Genomic DNA, 21,486 nt, shown 5'->3' on the forward strand with positions numbered 1-21,486 from the left:
GAGCACCCACTCCCCGGCGGCCAAGTTCGTCAACCCCGGCAGGCAAGCCTGCCAGAAGCTGACAACTGCTGTTCACCCTTACATGAAAACTGCACTCGCGCGCGGTTTTCAATGGGCTCTGACCTGCGGGGGAGGGATTCGTTCAAAGGTTTCCCGGAAAATTTTCCCGCGCGAATATCCGCGTCGGATGGAAAAGCGCTCTTGTCGCGGGGCGGGCAAGTCGCCATCGCTCGCGGCGTGACGGGAAGTGAGATCCGCGATGCCCTGGAGACCGCCGGGGTGATGCCCAGCCGCCAGCTTGGCCAGAATTTCCTCTGCGATCCGAACATGGCTCGCTGGATCACCGAGCAGCTCGATGCCGGGCCGGACGACGCCATCGTGGAGGTGGGTCCGGGGACCGGCGCGCTCACGGAGCACCTCGTCGGACGCGTCCGGCGCATCGTGCTGGTGGAGTTCGACTCGCGGCTGGCCGCCTATCTCAAGGCGCGCTTTGCTAATGAGCCCAGCGTGGAGGTGCATCATGCCGACGGTGCGAAATTCGACATCCGCTCGCTCTGGAAGCACCGGCCGCTGAAGTTCCTGGGGAATCTGCCGTACTCCTCCGGCGGGGCGATCCTGCGGAATTTCCTGTCCCGGCCAAATCCCTTCGAGCGCGCGGTGGTGATGCTCCAGAAGGAAGTCATCGAGCGTCTCGCCGCGGGTCCGCGCACGAAGGAGTATGGCGTGCTGACCCTGCGCGTGCAGAGCGAGTGGCAGGTGAAGCCGCTCCGCACGGTGCCGCCGGAAGCCTTTCATCCCCGGCCGCAGATCGACTCCTCGGTGGCGCTGATGCTGCCGCGCGGGAAGGAATTCCCGGCCTACGATGCGCGGCGCTTTGACGAGATGATCCGCCGCGGATTTGCCCAGCGCCGCAAGCAGATGGGACGGCAGATGCCGGAGAATCCGCCGTGGGAGGAAGTGCATGCCAGCCTCGGGGTGCTGCCGACCGCTCGTGCCGAGGAGCTGTCGCTGGTCCAGTGGATCGAGCTGGCGCGCGTGTATGATGATCATCCGCTGCGCGACGTGCCGCAGCGGGGGGAGGAAATCTTCGACGTGGTGGACGAGGCGGATCAGGTCACCGGCCAGGCGACCCGGCGGGAGGTGCATGAAAAAGGCCTGCTCCATCGCGCCGTCCACGTCTTCGCCGTGAATCGCCACGGCGAGCTACTTTTGCAAAAGCGCTCGCGTTTCAAGGACGCGCACCCGGGCGTATGGGACTCCAGCGTCTCGGGCCATCTGGACTCCGGCGAGGACTACGAGACCGCCGCGATCCGCGAACTGGAGGAGGAAATGGGCATCACCGGCGTGCCGATCCAGGAAGTCGGCAAGATCGGCCCGTGTGACGCAACCGGTTGGGAACACGTGCGGCTCTACCTTTGCCGCTGGGATGGCTCGCCGCGATTCCCCTGCGCCGAGGTCGAGGCCTCGATGTGGATGAAGCCGGACGAGCTGGACCAGTGGATCGCCGCGCGACCAGAGGATTTCGCCAGTGGCTTCCTCGAATGCTGGAAACTTTCGCGCGGAAGGTAATTTGCAATGCTGGAATGTTTTTATAATAAGCTTGTTTTGAGGGGTTGATATTTTAATCTCGGGACGCTCCCCGCAATGTTCACCTGTCCCCAAGATGAAACCAGCCAACCTCGTCGGGTCCCGCCGGACGCGTTTCCGGTATTGCCATGCTGAAGATATAAGCCGTTCCCGTGGCATGACCCTCATCGAGCTCACCGTGGTCATCCTGGTGTTGCTCTCCCTCATCGGCGTCCTCTTCCTCGGCGCGAATGCATGGAAAAACGGGTCGGACCGGGTGCTCTGCATCCTGAACCTGCAATCGGTCCAGAAGGGTGTCCGCAGCTACTCGAATCTCAATGGCCGCGCTCCCGGCGAAACGGTGCCCGGCTTGCAGTCGGAAGTGATCGGCCTGGGCCGCTTCGTCGAGGCGATGCCCGAGTGTCCCGCCCAGGGCAGCTATACCACGACCGGCGATACGATCCCGATGCTCGGCAGCCTTTACCTCGAGTGCTCGCTAGGCACGTCCGGCTCGCATGTGCCCGCAAACGCGGAGGATTGGTAAAGTGGTTGGTTAAGAGGCAGGCCGGATTTCCCGGATTGCAGGATCGCCGGTTTCGGTGGAGTGTCGCCGCCGTGATTCCATGAGCGCGGCCTCCAGTCCCTACGAAAGCCAGGCCCGGTTGTGGCTGGTGGCATTCGGCGTGTCCGCGCTGGTCAATCTGATCGCGCTGGCAGTGATCGGTTTCTGGGTGCTGGCGAAGATCGCGCTGCAGACCCCGCTGCCGGTGGCCGCGACGGCTGCGCCGGAGGAATCGGTGAAGGTGATCGTTCCCGAAATGATCGCCAGTCTGGCCGGTCAGCCGTTGCCGGAGGTGGCGCCCGCCCCGCCGCCTCCGCCGCCCGCCCAGCAGTATGCACGGACCTCGCCGGATCAGGCGGAGGTCGTGCCGGAGCGGCCGGACTTCATGGGGGAGCGGAACACGCAGGCCACCAGCGATAACGTGCCGGACGCCGCCGCGCCGGACCAGATCGCGCAAAAGGGCCGCGAGCCGATCGACGAGAACGAGGTGGAGACCACCCAGAGCAATTATCAGGACGGCGACCTCGCTCATGACCGCATCAATCGCAGCATGCGGACGCCCATGCCGGAGCAGGCCTCGACTCCGCCTGTCCCGCCCACGCCTCCGGCCCCTGCGGCCGAGGTGCCTCCCGTCCCGCCAAGTCCCACCGACACTCCGAATACCGAGCCGCCGGCGGAGACCGCGAAGCTCGACGGCACCAGCGACTCCGAGGAGAAGCCCGCCGAGGCGACCCGCGAGCGTTTCGCGGAAGGTCCCTTGCCCGTGGAGCGCCGGGTGAAGGAGGCGAAGCCGGAGGATGAAACCAAGCCCGCCCAGCCGGAGCGCCGCGCCGATGGCCAGAAGCCCGAGGAAAAGGCCGTGGCCGAGCAGCCGAAGCCACCCGCCGCGAGCGCGAATGCGAATCCGAATGCCCCTGGCTTCCGCGGGAACCAGAAGAAGACCAAGCTGGTCGGCTCGATCAACCGCACCGGTCGCTCCGCGCTGAATGTGGAGGATTCCGTGCTCGGCCGCTATCACGCCGCCGTCAGCCGCGCGGTGGAGAAGGAGTGGCAGCTCAATTGCCTCCGCAACCGCGACTTCATCACGCCCGGGATGCTCACCATGAGCTTCACGCTCGATGCGAAGGGGAAGGTCCGCGAGATCCGCGTCGATGAGGCGCTGCAGGTCGGCGCGATCCCGAAGGGCTTCACCCTCAATGCCATCAATGACGCCGAGATCCCCGCGATGCCGGCCGACCTGAAGAAGCAGCTCAATGGCGAGCCGCTCGAACTCCTCTACCGTTTCAGTTTCTAATTCATGTCCTTTTCCTTGTTCCTCGCCGCCACTGCCACCACCGCCGACGCTGCGGAAAAGAGTGCCGTGGAGAAGCTCTGGCAGTTCTTCGCCGATGGCGGCTACTGCATGATCCTGCTGCTGCTATGCTCCTTCGTCATGGTGGCTTCGATTTTCTTCAAGATCCTCTCGCTGCGCCGCTCGCTCATCGTGCCCGCCGGGCTGGAGAAGAAGCTGCGCGAGTACGAGCATCACCACGAGGCGAGCCCCGGGCTCTTCGATGAGATCAAGGAGGGCCGCACGCCGCTGGCCCGTCTTTGCGGAGTCGCCCTCCGCCATCGCGGCGAGACCCGCGAGCAGATCACGGATGCCGTCCAGGCGTCCGCCCGCGAGGAGGTGCTGCGGCTGCATGCGGGCATGTCTTCCATCGACGTGATTGTCAGCCTGGCCCCGCTGCTGGGTCTCCTCGGCATGGCGAGCGGTCTGGTCGTCATGTTCGGCGGTCTCGGCGAAAGCCCGGATCCCACGCTGGTCTCGCGCGGCATCAGCGAGGCGCTGAATACCACGGTCTTCGGCCTCGGCCTGGCGGTCCCGGCCATCGTCGCCCACGCGATTTTCCTCCGCCGCATCGACATGTTCGTGGCCCGTCTGGAGGGCCTGCTCGCAGGCTTCGCCCGCACTTGTGAGAAGGCCCCGTCCTCGACGGCCCGCCCGTCCTCGATGCCCGCCGCGCAAGCCCACGCCTGATCCGCCGGCCGCCATGCGATTCGAACAGCCCGTCCGCAAGTCCCGTGGGGTCCCGGTGGTCCCCATGATCGACCTGCTTTTCGTCATCCTCATCTTCCTGGTGGTCTCGACCACCTTCAAGAAGCCGCGCAGCGTGCTCCCCATCGAGCTGCCCACCTTGAAGGAGATCACCGGCTCCGAGGTCGTGGATTCCCGCTCCGTCCTCTCGCTCGACAAGGAAGGGAAGATCACCCTCGACGCCGTGGCCGTGCCGGACGTGCTGCTGCTGGACTCCTACCTGAAGGCCTTCACGAAGGAGAATCCCGGCCGCAAGCTGGAGCTGGAGGCGGACAAGCAGGTGCCACTGGAGAAATTGCTCGGCGTGTGGGACGCGTTGACCCGCGCGGGCATCGCGATTAAGGACGTGCCCGCCCGCATCCGCCTGCCGCAGGATGCGGAGAGTCCCTCGCAATGATCCTCGATATCGTCCAATACGGGCATCCCGTCCTCCGCGAACGCTGCAAGCCTGTCGAAAAGGTCGATGACGACCTGCGCAAGCTCGCCGCCGACATGCTCGAAACCATGTACCACGCCAATGGCGTCGGGCTGGCCGCGCCGCAGATCGGCCTCGCCATCCGCCTCGCCGTCGTCGATGTGGCGCATGATCCCGAGTGTATCACCTTCCTGAAGGTCGCCGGGGAAGACGCTCCGCTGGAGTCCATCATGCCGCTGACCTTCATCAATCCCGAGCTGGAATTCACCGGCCCGAAGGAGAAGGACACCGAGGGCTGCCTGAGCATCCATGACGTGCGCGCCGACGTCAGCCGGCCCTCCGCGCTGAAGGCGAAGCTGCCACAACTCGACGGCACCGTGCTGGAGATAGAGACCGACGGCCTGCTCGCCCGCGCGATCCAGCATGAGACGGATCATCTCAATGGTATCCTTTTCATCGACCGCGTGGCCCCTGCCACGAAGATCAGCCTGCGCCGGAAGTTGAGGCGTCTCGCTGCGGACGAATGACATCCGGTGGGGATTGAGGGCTCGACTTTTCGGGAAGCCGAAGCTATCGAATCCCCCCGATAGCTTGTTTTTCCAACAAAAGTCAGCCCCATGAACAGCAGCCGCGGTATTTTCGAGCCCCAGGAAGGGTTCGCCCCAGCCCCTCCCGCCAAGAGCCCGTTCGCCGTTTCCGACGATGGTCCGGCCACCAGCCCGTTCGCCATCGTCTCGGAGCCTGAGTCTCCGTTTGCCGCGATGAAGGACGAGCATCCCACCCGCCTGGCGAATGAGCCGGGGCGTCCGGTGAAGCTCCCCGAGCGCCGTCCTGCCGCGGGTGAGACCCCGGCTGCAGAGGCCCGCTCGCCGTTCGCCGCCGAGTCTTCGAATCCCTCTCCGTTTGACGCTCCGGCGTCTGCTTCCTCCCCATTTGCCAGCTCCCCTCCGCCCGTGCCTGCTGCATCCGCTTCCTCCAGTCCATTCGGCTTCGGTGCCGAGCCCGCCGCCGCTCCTGCGACCACTCCAGCCCCGGCCGCCGTGGCTGCTGCCGCTGCCGCCGCCCTCGCGGAGGTCGCGCCTGCACCGGCTCCGGTCGCTGCACCGGCCCCGGTGTCCTCGCCTGCCGCTTCCAGCGACTCCTCCATCGATCTCGACTCCGGCTCGATCCGCCAGCTTGCCCTGCGCGCCATCTTCGGCGTGGACCGCGAGCTGGGTGCCGAGGAGATGCTCCAGCGTGCGCGTGGCCTTTCCGGCATCCGCCACGTCGCCCGCATTCCGGCCTCCGAGGTCGCCACGGTCGATGCTTTCAAGAAGATCATCAACAGCCTCGGCTTCCCCGCCGGTCAGGTGAAGCTCGTCGCCGGCAACACGCCGATCGAGTTCATCCGCGAAGGCAATGTCGTCCTGGCCATCCAGAATGACGGCAGCTTCGCCCCGGGCGTGAAGGAAACGCTCATCATCGTCGCCCGCGAACTGGGCAAGCTGTAAGGCCTGTCGTCCCCCCGGCATGACGGTCCAGCAAAACGGACGTCAGGTTTCCGTGAAGGTCGCCCTCACCGGGGCGGCCGATACGGGGAAGCTTGCGATCTTGCGAGCCATTGCCGGGCGCAATGGCTCGGCGACCGTCCGCGAGCACTCCATCGGCGCGCTCCACGTCCATCGTGTCGAGTGGACCGAGCCCGAGACCCTGCCGGACGGCCGCTTCCTGAATGTGGCGGTCCATTCCCTGACCGGGCGCATGGAATACAATGCCGCGGAGGAGCTGCTCGTCCGTGATACGGCGGGCATCATCTTCGTGGTGGATGTGGATCCAGCGAAATTCCAGGCGACGTGGGACAGCCTCATGCGGCTCTCCGGGAATACGAAGCGGAACGGCTTCGACCTCCACTCCGTGAGCCTCGCGATCCAATATCATCGCACGGACCTCATCCCGGACTTCGATCCGGTGAAGCTCGACAAGCGTCTCGGCGTGCCTCCGGGCGTCATCCCGCGCTTCGTCTCCACCAGCCGCCAGCCCGATGCCGAGGGCCTGGCATTTGACTCCGTGCTGGCGCAGATCAAGGCGAAGCTGTGACGCCGCCAGCGGCGCGGGGCTCTTACTTCGCCTTCAGCAGGCCGCGGCTGCTCCAGACGTAGTTCCAGCCGGAGATCAGCGTCAGCGCCACTGCGGTCCAGAGGGACACGTGCATCAGCCAGCCGGTCGGCTTTGACAGGTTAGCCAGCATCCCGGAGAGGCCGCCATCGCTGCCGCGGAAGGTGAGCCACACGAGGCCATTGATGCAGTAGGTGAGCTGGAAGGTGGTCTTCCATTTCCCCAGCTTGTCCGCGGCCAGCACTTGCCCTGCTTCCACGGCGATCTGGCGCAGCCCGGTGACGAGGAATTCACGCGCGATGATCAGCGCCGTGACCCACACCGGGCAGTGGTAGCCGCCTACCGGTTGGGCTGAAAAATACACGAAGGCCGCGCACACCAGGATCTTGTCCGCCAGCGGGTCGAGCAGTTTTCCCAGCGGCGTGACCAGGCCGAGCTTCCGCGCGAGGTAGCCATCCAGCCAGTCCGTGGCGGCGGCGACGGAGAAGGTGACCAGTGCGATGATGTGGCCTGTGGAGCCCGGGAAGCCCACGGCAATCACGAAGACTGCCGTCAGGAAAAGGCGGGACAGGGTGATCGCATTGGGCAGGTTCACGGCCGGAATGTGGGGAATGCATGGCAGCATGGCAACAAGGGGTTGCACCAAGCCTTCCTGTTCCCTACACGGCGCTCGTTTCCCGAACCGTTCAAGATCATGAGTAACAGCGATTTCGGCCTTATTGGCCTGGCCGTGATGGGCCAGAACCTCGTCCTCAACGTGGAGTCCCGCGGCTTCCAGGTGTCCGTTTACAACCGCACGACCTCCGTCACCGAGGAGTTCGTGGCTGCCCACCCAGACAAGAAGCTCGTCGGCGCGAAGTCCTTGGAGGAGTTCGTCCAGTCGCTCGCTTCCCCGCGCAAGGTCATGATCATGGTGAAGGCCGGCGGCCCCGTGGACGCGGTCATCGAGTCCCTGATCCCGCTGCTCGACAAGGGCGACATCATCATCGACGGCGGCAACTCGCTCTACACCGACACCGAGCGCCGCGACCAGTGGCTCGGCGACCTCGGCTTCCGCTTCATCGGTGCCGGTGTCTCCGGTGGTGAAGAAGGCGCCCGCAAGGGCCCGTCCATCATGCCCGGCGGCCCTGCCTCCACGTGGGACGTGATGAAGCCGATCTTCGAAAGCATCTCCGCGAAGGTGGAGGGCGAGCCCTGCGTCATCCACATCGGCCCCGGCGGTGCCGGCCACTATGTGAAGATGATCCACAACGGCATCGAGTACGGCGACATGCAGCTCATCTGCGAAGCCTACAACATTTTCAAGGCCGCGGGCTTCACCCCGGCCGAGCTCGCCACCGTCTTCACCGACTGGAACAACGGCGACCTCGAGAGCTACCTCATCCAGATCACCTCGAAGATCTTCGAACAGGTCGATCCCGAGACCGGCGTGGCACTCGTGGACCTGATCCTCGACACCGCCGGCCAGAAGGGCACCGGCAAGTGGACCATCATGAACGCGGTGGAAAACGCCGTGGTGATCTCCACCATCAATGCCGCCGTGGAAGCGCGTATCCTCTCCTCGATGAAGGACGCCCGCGTCGCCGCCTCCGCGAAGCTCGAAGGCCCGAAGGCCGAGATCTCCGCCGACAAGGCCGAGCTGGTGAAGAAGGTGCACGACGCGCTCTTCGCCTCGAAGATCATCTCCTACGCGCAGGGCCTCGACCTCATCACCGCCATGGGCAAGGAGAAAAACTGGGGTCTCGACCTCGGCAAGATCGCCGCCATCTGGCGTGGCGGTTGCATCATCCGCGCACGCTTCCTGAACGACATCACGAACGCCTACCGCTCGGATCCGGCGCTGAGCAACCTGATGCTCGCCCCGTTCTTCACGAACCTGCTCAACGAATTCCAGCAGAACTGGCGCGAGGTCATCGCCACCGCCACGCTCGCCGGCATCCCGGTGCCCGCATTCTCCGCCTCCCTCGGCTACTACGACAGCTATCGTAGCGCCGTGCTGCCGGCGAACCTGCTCCAGGCACAGCGCGACTTCTTCGGCGCGCACACCTACGAGCGCACGGACAAGCCGCGCGGCGAGTTCTTCCACACCGAGTGGCCGGAAGTCATCGGCTGAGGCCGGTGCCACATTGATTCACGCAGAGGCGGCCGGGAGAGATCCCGGCCGCCTTTTTTCGTGCCCGGGAATCTCATTGCCGCCGTGCCATCCGGAGGGAATCATACCTGAGAATCATGAAAGCGACGTCTCTCGTCTTCGCCCTGCTTTTCACGCTGCCGTGTCCGCTTCTCGCCCAGCAGCCGGAGCCTACGCCAACGCCAGCACCGGTCCCAACTCCGGCCGAGCCGCTCGATGTGGAGCGGCTGAAGAAGATCGCGAGCGTGGCCACCTGGAGCAAGGCGACGCAGGCCTACGAGGCAGGAATGAAGTCCTACGATCAGGCGAAGGGCGTGGACGCGATCGCGAAGTTCACCGAGGCACTCACCCACATCGACAAGTACACCGATGCCCGCATGGCGCGCGGGCGCACCCACTTCGAGATGAAGAATTTCGAGCCCGCGCTGGAGGACTTCACCCGCGTGATCGCCGAGCGTCCGGATGATGCGGACGGCTACTTCCTGCGTGGCCGGACCCTCTGGAATCTCAAGCGGCCCGAGGAAGCGCTGCGGGATTTCGACACGGCGATCATGAAGGATCTCCGCACCTATCATTATCATGAGGCGCGCGCGATGCTGCTTGAGTCAATGAAGCGGCAGGAGCAGGCGCTGGCCGACTACGACATGATGGTGGCGCTGCGGCCCCTGCATCCATCGAATCTGGATCGCCGCGCGAAGCTGCTGCGCGAGCTTGGCAAGAAGGAGGAGGCCGACGAGGACGAGCGGCTGGCGGAGCAGATCCGCGAGGCGGGATTTTGACCACGGGAGGAGCCGAAGGGAAAAGCGGTCCGCAACTTCGTGCACGGCGTCCGGTTTCATCGTGCTGGTCACCCCCGGGCCCCATTTCCCTGAAAAACTCCCAATCCCGTCTGGTCATGATCAATCCGAAGTTCGTCCTGATGCTTCCAGCCGCATTGCTGCTGGCCGCTTGCGAAGAGAAACAAGAGCCCGTGGCCGCACAGCCGCGGCTGCCCACGCCGGGCAAGCGCGTCGCCGACAAGGCCGCGACCCCGCCTGCCGAAGAGGAAGCTCTCCCACCTGCACCCGCGCCGGTCGATCCTCCGGTGGCGCAGCAGACCACGCCGCCGCTCGTCACCCCGGCGGCGCCGCCCGCTACCGCGCCTGGCATCCCGACCCAGGCGGAGCGTGAGGCGCGCCGTGCCGAGCAACGCCAGGAGCGCATCGCGCGCTTCTCCGAGCAGATGACGGCGCGCTTGAAACAGGCCGACGCGAATGGCGATGGCATCCTCACGCAGAACGAACTCAACGGCCCGATGCAGCGCGGCTTCTCGCGCGCCGATACGAATGGCGACGGCTCGCTCGATGCCGCCGAGCAGCAGGCGATGATCCAGAGCATGTCCGAGCGCATGGGCAACTCCGACCGCGGTGGCCGAGGAGGGGATCGCGGTGGCTTCGGTGGCCGTCGTGGCCAAGGGAATGGCGGTGATCGCGGCGGCTTCGGCGGTGGCGGTGGCCGCGGACGTGGCCGCGACAACTGATCGCGTTGCGGAAAGCATCAATCCGCCAGATTTGCATCGGGTTCGGGAAATGCCGGTTGCTTTCCGTCGATAGGAAAGACACACCGTCCCGCGCCCGATGTAAGCATGACGAATGAGCTGCTGATCCTGGTCGCTGAAGCGATCGTCGTTTACTTCCTCGTGTTGTGGGCGCACTCGCTTCGCGGCAAGCTGGGGCTTGCGCATTTTTACGCACTCATCGGCAGCCTCACCGCCGTCATGGTGTGGGTCACGGATGCGGGCGTGCGGGTGAATATCCCGGGCGTGTCCTTCATGGTGGGGTCCACGGTGTTCTACACCGCGCTCCTGTTAGGCGTCTTCGTCGTCTATGTTTTCGACGGGCCGCGGGCGACGCGCATCGCGATTTCCACGATCATCGGCGTGTCGATCATGGTGCCGATCGTGACGCTGGTGCTGCACTGGCAGCTTCACATTTCCGGGCAGGGTGCGGGCAGCTACTTCCCGCCGCAGAGCCTGCGGATCTACAGCGCCTCGGTATTCGCCGCATTCTGTGATCTCGTGTTCCTCGCCATCGCGTGGGAATACCTCGGCCAGCCGAAGCTCCAGGTGCGGCTGTGGCTGCGGGCCTTCCTCACGCTGCTCGGCGTGCTGTGGCTGGATGTGATCCTCTTCGCCACCGGGGCCTTCGCCGGCACGGATGACTACCTGAAGATCATGAGCGGCACCTTCATCAGCCGCTTCGTCATCGGTATCTTCGCCTTCCCCTTCCTCTACTGGTATCTCGCCTGGCAGAGCGGGAAGAATGGCATGGAGATCGAGAATCGTCCCGTGCTCGCCATTCTCAAGGAAGTCACCCGCGTGCGCCTGGAGCTGAGCCTGGCCCAGCGCGAGATCGAGCGACGGAAGGAAGTGGAGCGGGAAAACGTGCAGCTCATCGAGTCCCTGCAGGACGCGATGCGGGAGGTGAATGTCCTGCGCGGCTTCCTGCCGACCTGCTGCTACTGCAAGGACATCCGCGACGAGGAGGGGAAGTGGCACCAGCTCGAGGCCTATCTCCAGCGCCACAGCGAGGTGAAATTCAGCCACGGCATCTGCGACAAGTGTCTGAAGGAGCACCATCCGGGCGTGGACATTTCCTCGGGGAGCGCGTCCTGAGCGTCGGGTTTTCCCCCCGGAAGAGGGGCGACGCGGGCCTGTGGATGGGTTGATCTTCCGGGCCGTGCCTGTGGGAACGTGTACATTCCGTCACGCGGCCTTGCGTGGCGGCGCAGTCCCGCAAGACTGCGAGGAGCACCGAATGAAACCGCTGTACCTCCTCCTTGCCACCGCGGCGCTCGCGGCGGCCGATCCCCCGGCACAGGTCTTCCAGATGAATTGCTCCGCCTGTCACATGGTGGACCAGATGGTAGTAGGCCCGTCGCTGGTGGAAATCGCCGGCATCTACCGGAATGACCCCGATGGCTTCGTGAAGTGGTGCGTCGCGCCGCAGCACAAGCGCCCGGGCGTGATCGAGATGCCCTCGATGGCCCATCTCGGCGAGCCGGTGCTGCGCGACATCCACAAGTACATCATCGCCGAGGCCGCGGGGAAGAAGGAGCAGAAGAAGGCCGAGGGCGACCCCTTCGCCGTGCCGGATGCGCAGGTGAAGCGGCCCCAGGTCCAGCGCATCTTCCTGCCGGATGCCTCGCCCGCGGCGATCGCGGTGGCACTGCCCGGCGATCTCTCGTTTTGCTTCGATGCCTCCGAGTGCCGCCTCCGCTACGTGTGGAAGGGCGGCTTCATCGACGGCTGGTCGTATTGGAAGGGGAATGGCAGCTCGCTCGCGAAGCTCGGCGGCGAGGTCGTTTACAAGGAGGCTTCCTATCCGGTCATCACGGCAGGCAGCGCCGGGAACATGATGAAGCCGAAGTTCCTCGGCTACCGCATCGGCAAGGACGGCATCCCCACCTTCCGCTACCAGGTAGCGGGCGCGGGCTTCTCCGAGACGATCCGGCCTTTGCCTTCCGGCGACGGCATTGTCCGCGAGTTCACCTCGGATGCCGGAACCTTGCTGGTCTCGTCCTCTGATGGAGCAGCCATCGACTCGAGCACGGGCGAGACCCGTGAAAAGTCCGCCGATACCGGCTTCACCGTGCAGTCGGAGCAGAACAAGCCTTTCGCCCTCACCTACCGCTGGTAATGATACGATACCTCTCGTACTTCGCGCTGCTCGGCGCCGCATCCGCCGCGACCTTCACCATCGAGCGCATGCCAAATCCCGCGGGCGTGGACCCGCAGGTCGGCGGCGTGGACGTGCTGCCGGATGGGAAGGTGGCGGTGGTCTTCCACCGCGGTGAAGCCATGATCTTCGACCCCGTGGCGAAGACCTGGAGCAAGTTCGCCGAGGGCCTGCAGGAGCCGCTCGGTGTCATCGCCGAGTCGGCATCGTCATGGCTCGTCATGCAGCGAGCGGAGCTGACCCGCCTGAAGGACACCGATGGCGACGGCCAGGCGGACGACTACGAGACCGTCTTCGACGGCTTCGGCATGACGGGGAACTACCATGAGTTCGCCTTCGGTCCGGCGAAGGGCCCGGACGGCTCGATCTACATCGCGCTGAATGTCGCGTCGAATGGTGCCGGCATCCGCGAGGAAATCCGCGGCGAATGGTCGAAGGCGGGCGACCTCGATTTCCAGCAGATGATCCACGACGACCAGTGGGGCAAGCGCTCCGAAAAAGCGGGCCGCATGTACTCGCGCGTCCCGTGGCGCGGCTGGGTGCTGAAGCTCTCGCCGGATGGCAAGACGATGACGCCCTACGCCTCCGGCTTCCGCTCGCCGGATGGCATCGGCGTGGATGCGGACGGTCACGTGCTGGTCACGGATAACCAGGGCGACTGGCGCGGCACCTCGCCGCTGCACGCCCTGAAGCCCGGTGGCTTCCACGGCCACCCTGCCTCGCTCGTCTGGCAGGAAGGCTGGGACCAGGGTGACCCGCGCAAGCTCCCGGTGGCGAAGCTGGACGCGATGCGTGTGAAGGAGAGCGGCCAATTCGCCCAAGGCGAGCTGGCGAACTCGCCGACCCAGCCCATCGTCTTCCCGGAGACCTGGGGTCCCTATGCCCGGCAGGTCCTGATCGGCGAGATGAACCAGAACCGCATGGTGCGCTTCCTGCCGGATGATGTGAATGGCTTCCGCCAGGGCTCGCTGCTGCCGATCTTCGACGAGACCGACCTCGGCAATGGCAACCATCGCCTCGCCTTCGCGAAGGACGGCACGCTGTGGGTCGGCAAGACCCACCTCTCGTGGGCCGGTGCGGAGGGACTCGTGAAGGTGACACCGACCGGGCTCTCCGACGTTTTCATCGTCACCGGTGTGAAGCTGGAGAAGACCGCCGACGGATACGCCTTCCGCGTTTCATTCAACCGGCCCCTGCCATCGGTGAATTCCATCCGCATCAATCGCTTCAGCTACCGTTACCACGAGGAGTACGGATCGCCGAAGGTGGATGAAGCGAAGGTGGAGATCACCAGCCGGGAAAAGATAGGCGATGGCAGCGAATGGCGGCTCGCGGTGACGCCCCGGCTTGGCGCGCTGCATCGCCTCGATTTCTCCGGGCTGAGATCGGAGGATGGCGTCCATCTGGAAGGCAAGACCGCCTACTATCAGGCGAGCGAATTGCTGAAATAGTCTTGTTTTGTGATATTTATTGAAACAAAGTGACTCCTTGGGCGTTCTTCTGGGCATGCATTTGCCTGTCCAGATCCGCCCGTGGCTTCTCATCGCCGGTCTCGCCACCCTGCCGCTGCATGCCCAGGAAAAGGCGGCGGCAAGCTGGACGGTGCCTCTTGGCGGGAATGCCTACGTCACCGCCGGCGAGGCAGGACAGGGTGGTCGGGGCGGCCCGCGCTGGGACAGCCCGGATACGGTGCGCTCGATCTACTTCCGCGTGGACCGACCCGCCGAGCTGCGGCTCGCGCTGAAAGCCAGCGTACCGCAGGGTGGGTCGAAGGTTCGCGCGACAGTCGCGGGAAAGAGCTTCGAGGCCGATCTCAAGGGCAGCGGCGAATTCCCCCTCGGCACGGTGAAGGTGACGGAGGCGGGCTATGTGCGCGTCGATTTGCAGGGCGTGAAAAAGAGCGGCCCTGTCTTCGCGGAAGCCACCGACCTGCTCGTTACCTCGGAGACGCCGGAAGTCGCCGTGGCATTTGTGAAGGACAATGAGGACAACCGTTTCTACTGGGGCCGCCGCGGTCCCTCGGTCCACCTGACCTACCGCCTGCCCGAGGACAAGACCATCGAGTGGTTTTACAACGAGGTGACGGTGCCGGAAGGCAAGGACCCGATCGGCTCCTACTTCATGGCGAATGGATTTGGAGAAGGCTACTTCGGCATCCAGGTGAACGGCCCGGAGGAGCGCCGCGTGCTCTTCTCGGTGTGGAGTCCGTATTCCACGGATCGACCGAGCGAGATCCCGGAGGACCAGCGCATCGTCCTGCTCGCAAAGGGCGAGGGCGTCCATGGCGGGGAATTCGGCGGCGAGGGCTCGGGTGGCCAGAGCTACCTGCGCTACCCGTGGAAGGCGGGGACCACGTATCGCTTCCTCAATCGCGCGAAGCCGGACGGCAAGGGTCACACGGTCTATACCGCGTGGTTTTTTGCCCCGGAGGCGGGCGAATGGAAGATCATCGCGAGCTTCAAGCGCCCGAAGACCGACAAGCATCTCACCGGCGCGCACTCCTTCCTGGAGAACTTCTCGGACCGCAATGGCTGGCAGTACCGCGAGGCGCACTATGGCAACCAGTGGGCACGCGATACCGAGGGCAAGTGGCACTCGCTCACCGAGGCCCGCTTCACCGGTGATGACATCGCGCGCCGCGGCTATCGCCTCGACTACGGCGGTGGCGTCACGGGCGACGAGTTCTTCATGCGGAACGGTGGCTACTTCGTCGATACCGTGAAGCTCGACAGCAGGTTCAAGCGCCCCGCGAATGGCAAGAGCGAGCCCGCGGTCGATCTCGAGAAGCTCGAAGGCCTGACCAGCGGGCTGGAGTGAATCGAAGCAGGTCCTGTACGCAGGAGAGGCATCCTCCCGGCTCGTGCCGTGAAGGATGCCCACCCCGTACTAGTCAGGCATCAGCGATGCCAGTGACCACGATGGCGGTGGTAGCCGCCGCGATGGTAGTGACCGCCGCGGTAGTAATTACGACCGCCATAGTAGACGTTTCGGTCGCCGTTGTTCTGGCCGATGGCGTAGCCGAGGGCACCGGCGGCAACGGCGGCACCTGCAGCGGCACCCGGGTCAACCGATTGCACCGGGCGACCGGCGGCATCGTAAGTGGTCATACAAGAAGTGGTGGCTACGGCCAACACGGCGGCGGTGATGATACTTCCATAGGTCTTCATAGCACTTTGGGGTTGTTGTAAGACTAATGGAGCAAACCCGGTGCCGTCGCATTTCAAGAGCTGGCTGGATGATTTGTAGTTGGCTGGAATTCAGATTGTTGTGATGCTTGTGGTGAGGCGTTGGCCGATGGTTTGCAGCGGGTAGGACTGCGCCTTTTGCGAGTTTGAAAAATGCACGTTGCACGGGGTTGCCACTCTCCGTTGACACCGGTCGATCCCTTGGCACCGGTGTGCCGTTTCCATGAAAAAGCTCCTGTCCCGCCTCGTCCGTTGGATGGCCGTCGCCGTCCCGCTCGCCCTCGCCAACTGCACCCACGTCCCGGAACTCGGCGCGCTCGCCGACCAAGGCGGGACCAGCCAGCGACGCATCGTCGTGAGCCTCGGCGAGCAAAAGGCGCGTCTCTATCATCAGGGCAAGCTGGTCGCCGTCTCGCCGATCTCCTCGGGCCGCGAGGGCAAGCGCTCACCCGTCGGCCGCTTCTCCGTGATCGAAAAGGACATCGACCATCGCTCCTCCCTCTATGGGAATTACGTCCGCAATGGCAAGGTGGTGAAGGAGAACATCGACATCCGCAAGGGAGGCCGCCCGCCCGGCTCGAAGTTCGAGGGCGTGCCCATGCCCTACTTCCTCCGCTTCAGCGGAGCCTACGGGCTGCACGAGGGGAACCTGCCCGGCTACCCCGCATCCAGCGGCTGCATCCGCCTGCCGAAGCGCCAGGCCAAGCGCTTCTACGACGCCGTCCGCCTCGGCACGCCGGTGATCGTGCAACGGTGACAATGCTTTTGCCGCGTAGTTAACTCCTTTGACAAACCGGCAGGAGCGGTGATCGCTTCTACCGAATCAAACTAACGCCATGGCACGTACCAGCACCTATCTGAATTTCCCCCGCAACACGGAGGAAGCCTTCCGCTTCTACCAGTCCGTCTTCCAGACGGAGCTGGGCGAGATCCATCGCATGGGCAGCGTGCCGCCGAATCCGGAGCAGCCGTTGGCGGAGGAGGACAAGGATCTGGTGCTGCACGTCGAGCTACCGATCCTGGGCGGGCACGTCCTGATGGGCACCGATGCGCCGGAGTCGATGGGCTTCAACTGCAAGCCGGGGACCAATGTCTATCTCAACCTGGAGCCGGACACGCGTGAGGAAGCGGACCGGCTTTTCAGCGCGCTCACCGAGGGAGGCAAGGTCGAGATGCCGCTGCAAGACATGTTCTGGGGTGCTTACTTCGGCTCGCTCACCGATCGCTTCGGCGTGCAGTGGATGGTGAACTGCGCGACTCCGGCTTGAGCCCCCGTGGCCACGGCATCCTGCCGCGAGCCTTCCTGCGAAGAGGCTTGCGGCAGGATGCCGCAGCCACTTTTGTTAGACGCTGAGGAAGCGGTGCTGCACGGCGTGCTGCATCGCCAGCTTCAGCAGCGGGCCGGCATCGTCGCCGAGTTCCGCGCCCACGATCTCGTGTTCCTTCTTCAGGTTCGTGTGCACGAGGTAGGGGTTGTCGGTATTGATGCAGAAGGGGACGTCGCACTTTTCCAGCAGCCGCACGAAGCCGCCGAGCCACTGGAAGTCCGGAACGACGCGCGTGACCCGGTTCACGGTGGGGCACAGCTCCAAGCAGATGCCGTGCTCCTGCAGGCGGGCGATGAGGTTTTCGCGCAGCTTGCCCTCGGCGCGGCGGAGTTCGATGCCGTGGCCGATGCGGTCCGGGCGGATGGCGTCGATCACGCGCATCATGCCCTCGGGGCCGGTGCCTTCGCTTTCCCCGACGTGATAGGTGATCTTCAGCCCGGCCTCGCGCGCCTTTCCCATCATGGTGCTCACCTCGCTGAGCCACGGGCTGCTCAGCTCCAGCGAGCGTGACTCGGGGCCTGCCATGTCGATGCCCACGACGCCGTTCGCGCCATTGAGCGCGCCGCGGCTGCGCCACTTGATCGCGGCATCGATGATCTGCCAATTCGCCTCCAGCGGCATGTCCCGGCCGAGCGAGAGGATGATGCCGGTGGCCACGCCGTAGTGCAGCGATGCGCGCTCGAGCCCCTGCATCACGGCGAGGATGATGGCGTCCATGGTGTGCAGGCCATGGCGCACGCGCTTGAAGGGATTGAAGCGCAACTCCAGCGCCTGCACCTGTGCCCGCCGGTAGGCCTTTGCCACCACTTGGTAGGCCGAGACGCTGGCAGCGGAGGGCGAGGACTGGATCTCCTCGGTGACCTGGAAGTAGCGGCCGAGGAAGTCATCCAGCGATGCCACCTCGTCCGGCCGCGCGGTCAGCGACTGGTGGAAGCTCGCGAAATTGTCGAAGCTCGTCCGCAGGCCATTGTCGCAAAGGATCTCCCACAGGACCGACGAGGGAACCGCTCCGCCGAGATGGATGTGCAGGTCGTGCATGAGCTATCAAAGCCGTGCGGCAAGCCCGTGGCAAGAGCGGCTACTTGAGCGGCACCCGCGTGGAGATCCAGGTGCCGCTGCCGGCATCGCCCGCGATCCACTCGGCCTCACGCGCGGTCGTTTCTGCCGGCGGGATCATCTTCCAAGCCAGGTTGTCTTGCGTGACCTGGCTGGCCTGCGCCGTCCAGCGGGGTGGGGGAATCAATTTCACCCGGCTCTGCCAGTTCTTCCCCGCTGAGCACTTCACCTCCCCGGCGGTGGCGGTCAGTTGCACCGGCGAATCCGGCAGCGCGGATGGCAGTTTCGCATCGCCATCGAAAAGCATCATCACCGGCTCGGCACCCACCGTCAGCCGGTAGCTGCCATCCGGTGACTTCAGTTCCGTGGTGCGTCCGTCGATGGCGATGTGGGTCATGGCCCGCGTGCCTGCCAGCCGCCACTCCACCTGCCGGGACTTGGTGTCGTTCCAAGTAACCAGCAAGGCATGCTGCCCCGCATCCCGGAAGAGCACCGCACGGGTGCCGTCCGGATAGCGCTTCTCCTCGACGAAGCGCTTCACGGCGATGGCGTTCACGGCATGGTAGTAGGCGACCGCGTCGAGCCGGGGATTGTAGCGGTTGTAGCGGCAGTCGAAGACATTGTGCGAGTCGCCGGAGGATCCGTGGCTCGACCCGTCGCCATCCGGATAGAGCAGGCCGAACCACGAGGCATTCTCCCCGCCCGCGGCGAAGAAGGTCGCGAATTTCTTCGGCAGTTCCGATGCCACGGCGAGCCGCGTCATCCCCTGGCTGTTCAGCCCGAGCTCGGTGGACCAGATCGGCTTTTCGACACCGTATTTCTCCTGTAGCGCGCGATACTCGCCGATCGTCCGGCGGACATCTTCGGCGCTCTCGTAGATGTGGAAATCGAAGGCGTCGCACGACTTTCCATAGCCCGCTTTGAAGTATTCTTCGTTGGGCTCGACGGAGGTGGCGACGACCTTGATGGACGGGTCGAACTTCTTCACTTCATCGTAGAGGACGCGATAGGCTTCCGCATTCTTCACCACGCGCTCGCCGGTGCCGTGGGGTTCATTGCCGAGATTGATGACGAGCGGCCGGTGCTTGCCGTAGGTCGTCAGGAAATTCCGCATGCCCTCGCGCAGGGCTCTTTCGTCGTAGTCGGTGGAGCCGCGTTCGATCTGCGCGGCGGGCGTGCCCGTGACCCATCCCATGCCGAGTTCCTTGACGAGATCGAGTCCCGGGGCTTCCGGCGTGTAGGGCGGCTTTGCCGACCAGCCTCCCCAGACGCCGCACATCCGCACGCCGAGGCGATGGGAGAGCCGGATGAATTCGGGGATGCGGTTGTCCCAATTCCGCGCGGTGAAGGGGACGTCTTCGGGCTCGTGGCGATGGGTGGCCGCTTCCGGCAGGATCGCGAGGCCGGTGTGGTTCTTGAAGTGCTCTCCATCCAAAGAGGCATGCACCTCGTAGTAGCGTCCCGTCTCAAGAGGCACGCGCGAGAGATCGAGCGATGCGGTGTAGATGAACTTTCCGTCCTTCGTCTCGGGCCCGTCGAGGGAAGTGGTGACGGGCATCTGCTGCTCGACTCCCCAATAGTCGCACACCGTCCATGCAAGCGAGCGGGCATCGGCTGCGAGCGGCTTCCGGCAGATGACTTCCACGGTCACCGTCCTGGGATCGCCCGGCAGCAGGAGATTCCCCAGTGCAGCGGTGGAGAAAAGCAGCCGCTCCACCCGGCCTGCGCGGAGCGGCGCGGGCTCCAGCGGGGAGATGGCCAGATCGTCCAGCCACAAGGTGCCCCAGGTCTTCCGAAGCTCGCCGCGGATGCGTGCGGCGGTGGCCCCCGTGGGGAGATCGATGGTCGACCGGATCGTTTCCCAATCACGTTTCCCGGTGATCTCGGACACAGGCAGGGTAGCGATCCGCTTGCCGCCGGGCCCGAATACATCGAGCACGATGCTGCCGTGATAGGAATTGTCGGGCGACTCCAGCGCGGACTTCACCCGCATCCCGGCCAGCCAGCGACCGGGAACTACGGTAAATATAGTAGTGGAGAATGCCTGCGGTTTCTCCGTTTCATCCACGGTGCGGGACAGCTTCAGCGCGGCCGCTTCCACTGCCCCGGAGCTGGTCCATCCGGCGGGCAGCCCGTCGTTGAAATCCTCCTCCAGCACCGCCTCTCCGGAGAAGACCGGCAGCAGGAACTCTCCCCGGATGCGGCGCATCTCCAGCGCGGGCTGCTTGCCTCGCTCGTCCGAGCCCGAAGTCACGGAGATGGAAAACAACTTGGCCGCTCCTTCATGCCATTGGCCGTCGTTCGTGCCACCCCAATGCTCGCCGCCAGCGATGGCCTGCGGATCGATGACGATCTCGTGCCATGCTCCATCGGCGACGACCGGGATGCCCTTCCGCTGATGCGTCTGGCCGCTGCCATCCACGAGCTGCACCGAGACGGTCGTGACATTCTTCGTCCGCGCCTCCATGCGGATCGCCTTCAAGCTGGCAGCTTGGAATTCATCGAGCGACCGGATGGCGGCGCAGTAGGCTCCGCCCTTCGTGAAATCGCCGCGCAGCGTGAGATGATCCTTCGCCGTGAGGCTGCCGGTGGCCCCTTTGAATTCAGCGCCCTCGCTGAACTGCCACTCATGCGCGCCACCGATGATTTCATCCAGCGCCACCGACTCGACGACGGCCTCTCCCGCCACGGCCTGCGGAGGCTGCTCGATCCTGAGATTGCGGAATTCCAGGGTGCGGACCTTGTTCGTGCCGCCATTGCCCAGCAGGAAGCAGACATACTTGGCCGGGCCGTGCCACTTGCCGTCCTTCGCGCCGCCCCAGGATTCGTAGCGGGCCACGTTCGTCAGCGCTCCGGCAGTGCCGCGATCCCGGAAGAAGGCCTCCAGCGGCAGATTCACCGGTTGCCAGCCCTTCGCCGGGTCGATCTTTAGCACGATCTGGTGGCACTGGCCGCTGCCATCGCCCAGCCGCAGCGTGAATTCCTCCGAGCCCACCGCCCGCACGTCGAATGATAGCACGCGCACGTCCACGTCATCGATGGCGCGCTGCGCCTGCACGTAACCGCCCCCGCCGGTGAAATCCCCGGTGAGCGTTAGCACCCCTTCCTTGCCATCCAGCTTCCCCGTCGCGCCGGGGAATTCGCGCCCGTTGTCGAAGGCCCACCCGTCGGCCGGCTTGTCGGCATTGATTAGGTCAAGCGGCACCGAATGGGCGATCTGAATCGCAAATGCGGCAAAGAGCGAAGCGAGGAAGCGGCGCATGGCAAACAAGCGATACGCGCCTCGCGGTCACTTCATCTCAGCGGAGTTTTGAAGGACCGGAGGCTTTCTGCCGATGGATCGGGAATCGACAATC

21 protein-coding genes are annotated in these 21,486 nt (G+C 64.8%); 17 read left to right on the forward strand and 4 right to left on the reverse strand.

What is annotated here, in order from left to right; genetic code table 11:
• Positions 1–237: 237 nt before the first annotated feature.
• From rsmA to OKA04_RS11575, 8 genes are all read left to right on the forward strand, one after another.
• The gene (rsmA, locus tag OKA04_RS11540) at positions 238–1,569 is read left to right on the forward strand and encodes a 16S rRNA (adenine(1518)-N(6)/adenine(1519)-N(6))-dimethyltransferase RsmA (protein ID WP_264501315.1); all 1,332 of its coding nucleotides are present in this window, start codon (positions 238–240) and stop codon (positions 1,567–1,569) included.
• Between the two features lie 175 nt (positions 1,570–1,744).
• A complete protein-coding gene (locus OKA04_RS11545; RefSeq protein WP_264501316.1) occupies positions 1,745–2,110 on the forward strand; it encodes a type II secretion system protein in 366 nt (121 codons plus the stop codon).
• A gap of 79 nt (positions 2,111–2,189) precedes the next feature.
• On the forward strand, positions 2,190–3,422 hold the full coding sequence (locus OKA04_RS11550) for a hypothetical protein (RefSeq protein WP_264501317.1): 1,233 nt from the start codon (positions 2,190–2,192) through the stop codon (positions 3,420–3,422).
• Positions 3,423–3,425: 3 nt separating this feature from the next.
• Positions 3,426–4,148 (forward strand): MotA/TolQ/ExbB proton channel family protein, encoded by a 723-nt coding sequence (locus tag OKA04_RS11555; protein WP_264501318.1) that lies wholly within the window; start codon positions 3,426–3,428, stop codon positions 4,146–4,148.
• 13 nt (positions 4,149–4,161) lie between these two features.
• A complete protein-coding gene (locus OKA04_RS11560; RefSeq protein WP_264501319.1) occupies positions 4,162–4,602 on the forward strand; it encodes an ExbD/TolR family protein in 441 nt (146 codons plus the stop codon).
• Positions 4,599–5,147 carry a peptide deformylase gene (gene def, locus OKA04_RS11565; protein WP_264501320.1) on the forward strand — a complete coding sequence of 183 codons (549 nt, stop codon included), beginning with the start codon at positions 4,599–4,601 and terminating at the stop codon, positions 5,145–5,147. The genes OKA04_RS11560 and def overlap by 4 nt, the downstream gene beginning before the upstream one ends.
• 90 nt (positions 5,148–5,237) lie before the next feature.
• Positions 5,238–6,110, forward strand: a complete 873-nt coding sequence (locus OKA04_RS11570; protein WP_264501321.1) for a hypothetical protein — start codon at positions 5,238–5,240, stop codon at positions 6,108–6,110.
• A gap of 19 nt (positions 6,111–6,129) precedes the next feature.
• On the forward strand, positions 6,130–6,696 hold the full coding sequence (locus tag OKA04_RS11575; protein WP_264501322.1) for a hypothetical protein: 567 nt from the start codon (positions 6,130–6,132) through the stop codon (positions 6,694–6,696).
• A 22-nt stretch (positions 6,697–6,718) separates the two neighbouring features.
• Here the strand turns inward: OKA04_RS11575 and pgsA are convergent, their stop codons facing one another.
• A complete protein-coding gene (pgsA, locus tag OKA04_RS11580) occupies positions 6,719–7,309 on the reverse strand; it encodes a CDP-diacylglycerol--glycerol-3-phosphate 3-phosphatidyltransferase (RefSeq protein WP_264501323.1) in 591 nt (196 codons plus the stop codon).
• 99 nt (positions 7,310–7,408) lie between these two features.
• Between pgsA and gnd the strand changes: the two genes are divergently transcribed.
• From gnd to OKA04_RS11615, 7 genes are all read left to right on the forward strand, one after another.
• Positions 7,409–8,827, forward strand: coding sequence for a decarboxylating NADP(+)-dependent phosphogluconate dehydrogenase (gene gnd / locus OKA04_RS11585; protein WP_264501324.1), 1,419 nt, complete (start codon positions 7,409–7,411; stop codon positions 8,825–8,827).
• A 116-nt stretch (positions 8,828–8,943) separates the two neighbouring features.
• Complete coding sequence (locus tag OKA04_RS11590; protein ID WP_264501325.1) at positions 8,944–9,624, forward strand: tetratricopeptide repeat protein; 681 nt, start codon at positions 8,944–8,946, stop codon at positions 9,622–9,624.
• A gap of 116 nt (positions 9,625–9,740) precedes the next feature.
• Positions 9,741–10,364, forward strand: coding sequence for an EF-hand domain-containing protein (locus OKA04_RS11595; RefSeq protein ID WP_264501326.1), 624 nt, complete (start codon positions 9,741–9,743; stop codon positions 10,362–10,364).
• A gap of 105 nt (positions 10,365–10,469) precedes the next feature.
• Positions 10,470–11,498 carry a hypothetical protein gene (locus tag OKA04_RS11600; RefSeq protein WP_264501327.1) on the forward strand — a complete coding sequence of 343 codons (1,029 nt, stop codon included), beginning with the start codon at positions 10,470–10,472 and terminating at the stop codon, positions 11,496–11,498.
• A gap of 142 nt (positions 11,499–11,640) precedes the next feature.
• Positions 11,641–12,522, forward strand: a complete 882-nt coding sequence (locus tag OKA04_RS11605; protein WP_264501328.1) for a cytochrome c family protein — start codon at positions 11,641–11,643, stop codon at positions 12,520–12,522.
• A complete protein-coding gene (locus OKA04_RS11610; RefSeq protein ID WP_264501329.1) occupies positions 12,522–14,012 on the forward strand; it encodes a DUF7133 domain-containing protein in 1,491 nt (496 codons plus the stop codon). The genes OKA04_RS11605 and OKA04_RS11610 overlap by 1 nt, the downstream gene beginning before the upstream one ends.
• 55 nt (positions 14,013–14,067) lie before the next feature.
• Positions 14,068–15,378: a DUF3472 domain-containing protein gene (locus OKA04_RS11615; protein WP_264501330.1), complete on the forward strand. Its 1,311-nt coding sequence runs from the start codon at positions 14,068–14,070 to the stop codon at positions 15,376–15,378.
• Between the two features lie 80 nt (positions 15,379–15,458).
• On the opposite strand, the gene OKA04_RS11620 is transcribed toward OKA04_RS11615, so the two are convergent.
• Entirely contained in the window at positions 15,459–15,668 is a 210-nt protein-coding gene (locus OKA04_RS11620) for a hypothetical protein (protein ID WP_264501331.1), read from the reverse strand.
• Positions 15,669–15,969: 301 nt separating this feature from the next.
• Between OKA04_RS11620 and OKA04_RS11625 the strand changes: the two genes are divergently transcribed.
• Together OKA04_RS11625 and OKA04_RS11630 are read left to right on the forward strand one after the other, a co-directional pair.
• Positions 15,970–16,503: a L,D-transpeptidase family protein gene (locus OKA04_RS11625; RefSeq protein WP_264501332.1), complete on the forward strand. Its 534-nt coding sequence runs from the start codon at positions 15,970–15,972 to the stop codon at positions 16,501–16,503.
• Between the two features lie 79 nt (positions 16,504–16,582).
• Positions 16,583–17,014, forward strand: a complete 432-nt coding sequence (locus OKA04_RS11630; protein ID WP_264501333.1) for a VOC family protein — start codon at positions 16,583–16,585, stop codon at positions 17,012–17,014.
• Positions 17,015–17,089: 75 nt separating this feature from the next.
• On the opposite strand, the gene OKA04_RS11635 is transcribed toward OKA04_RS11630, so the two are convergent.
• Positions 17,090–18,112 (reverse strand): amidohydrolase family protein, encoded by a 1,023-nt coding sequence (locus OKA04_RS11635; RefSeq protein WP_264501334.1) that lies wholly within the window; start codon positions 18,110–18,112, stop codon positions 17,090–17,092.
• Between the two features lie 40 nt (positions 18,113–18,152).
• A complete protein-coding gene (locus tag OKA04_RS11640) occupies positions 18,153–21,392 on the reverse strand; it encodes a hypothetical protein (RefSeq protein WP_264501335.1) in 3,240 nt (1,079 codons plus the stop codon).
• Between the last annotated feature and the right edge of the window lie 94 nt (positions 21,393–21,486).

Source organism: Luteolibacter flavescens (assembly GCF_025950085.1).
Classification (GTDB): Bacteria; Verrucomicrobiota; Verrucomicrobiia; order Verrucomicrobiales; family Akkermansiaceae; genus Haloferula; species Haloferula flavescens.

What these genes read in the sequence shown, in the direction of transcription:
- OKA04_RS11545 (WP_264501316.1), top strand. Translation starts at nt 1,745, where the DNA reads ATGACCCTCATCGAGCTCACCGTGGTCATCCTGGTGTTGCTCTCCCTC.
- OKA04_RS11550 (WP_264501317.1), top strand. Translation starts at nt 2,190, where the DNA reads ATGAGCGCGGCCTCCAGTCCCTACGAAAGCCAGGCCCGGTTGTGGCTG.
- OKA04_RS11555 (WP_264501318.1), top strand. Translation starts at nt 3,426, where the DNA reads ATGTCCTTTTCCTTGTTCCTCGCCGCCACTGCCACCACCGCCGACGCT.
- OKA04_RS11560 (WP_264501319.1), top strand. Translation starts at nt 4,162, where the DNA reads ATGCGATTCGAACAGCCCGTCCGCAAGTCCCGTGGGGTCCCGGTGGTC.
- def (WP_264501320.1), top strand. Translation starts at nt 4,599, where the DNA reads ATGATCCTCGATATCGTCCAATACGGGCATCCCGTCCTCCGCGAACGC.
- OKA04_RS11570 (WP_264501321.1), top strand. Translation starts at nt 5,238, where the DNA reads ATGAACAGCAGCCGCGGTATTTTCGAGCCCCAGGAAGGGTTCGCCCCA.
- OKA04_RS11575 (WP_264501322.1), top strand. Translation starts at nt 6,130, where the DNA reads ATGACGGTCCAGCAAAACGGACGTCAGGTTTCCGTGAAGGTCGCCCTC.
- gnd (WP_264501324.1), top strand. Translation starts at nt 7,409, where the DNA reads ATGAGTAACAGCGATTTCGGCCTTATTGGCCTGGCCGTGATGGGCCAG.
- OKA04_RS11590 (WP_264501325.1), top strand. Translation starts at nt 8,944, where the DNA reads ATGAAAGCGACGTCTCTCGTCTTCGCCCTGCTTTTCACGCTGCCGTGT.
- OKA04_RS11595 (WP_264501326.1), top strand. Translation starts at nt 9,741, where the DNA reads ATGATCAATCCGAAGTTCGTCCTGATGCTTCCAGCCGCATTGCTGCTG.
- OKA04_RS11600 (WP_264501327.1), top strand. Translation starts at nt 10,470, where the DNA reads ATGACGAATGAGCTGCTGATCCTGGTCGCTGAAGCGATCGTCGTTTAC.
- OKA04_RS11605 (WP_264501328.1), top strand. Translation starts at nt 11,641, where the DNA reads ATGAAACCGCTGTACCTCCTCCTTGCCACCGCGGCGCTCGCGGCGGCC.
- OKA04_RS11610 (WP_264501329.1), top strand. Translation starts at nt 12,522, where the DNA reads ATGATACGATACCTCTCGTACTTCGCGCTGCTCGGCGCCGCATCCGCC.
- OKA04_RS11615 (WP_264501330.1), top strand. Translation starts at nt 14,068, where the DNA reads ATGCATTTGCCTGTCCAGATCCGCCCGTGGCTTCTCATCGCCGGTCTC.
- OKA04_RS11620 (WP_264501331.1), bottom strand. Translation starts at nt 15,668, where the DNA reads ATGACCACTTACGATGCCGCCGGTCGCCCGGTGCAATCGGTTGACCCG.
- OKA04_RS11625 (WP_264501332.1), top strand. Translation starts at nt 15,970, where the DNA reads ATGAAAAAGCTCCTGTCCCGCCTCGTCCGTTGGATGGCCGTCGCCGTC.
- OKA04_RS11630 (WP_264501333.1), top strand. Translation starts at nt 16,583, where the DNA reads ATGGCACGTACCAGCACCTATCTGAATTTCCCCCGCAACACGGAGGAA.
- OKA04_RS11635 (WP_264501334.1), bottom strand. Translation starts at nt 18,112, where the DNA reads ATGCACGACCTGCACATCCATCTCGGCGGAGCGGTTCCCTCGTCGGTC.
- OKA04_RS11640 (WP_264501335.1), bottom strand. Translation starts at nt 21,392, where the DNA reads ATGCGCCGCTTCCTCGCTTCGCTCTTTGCCGCATTTGCGATTCAGATC.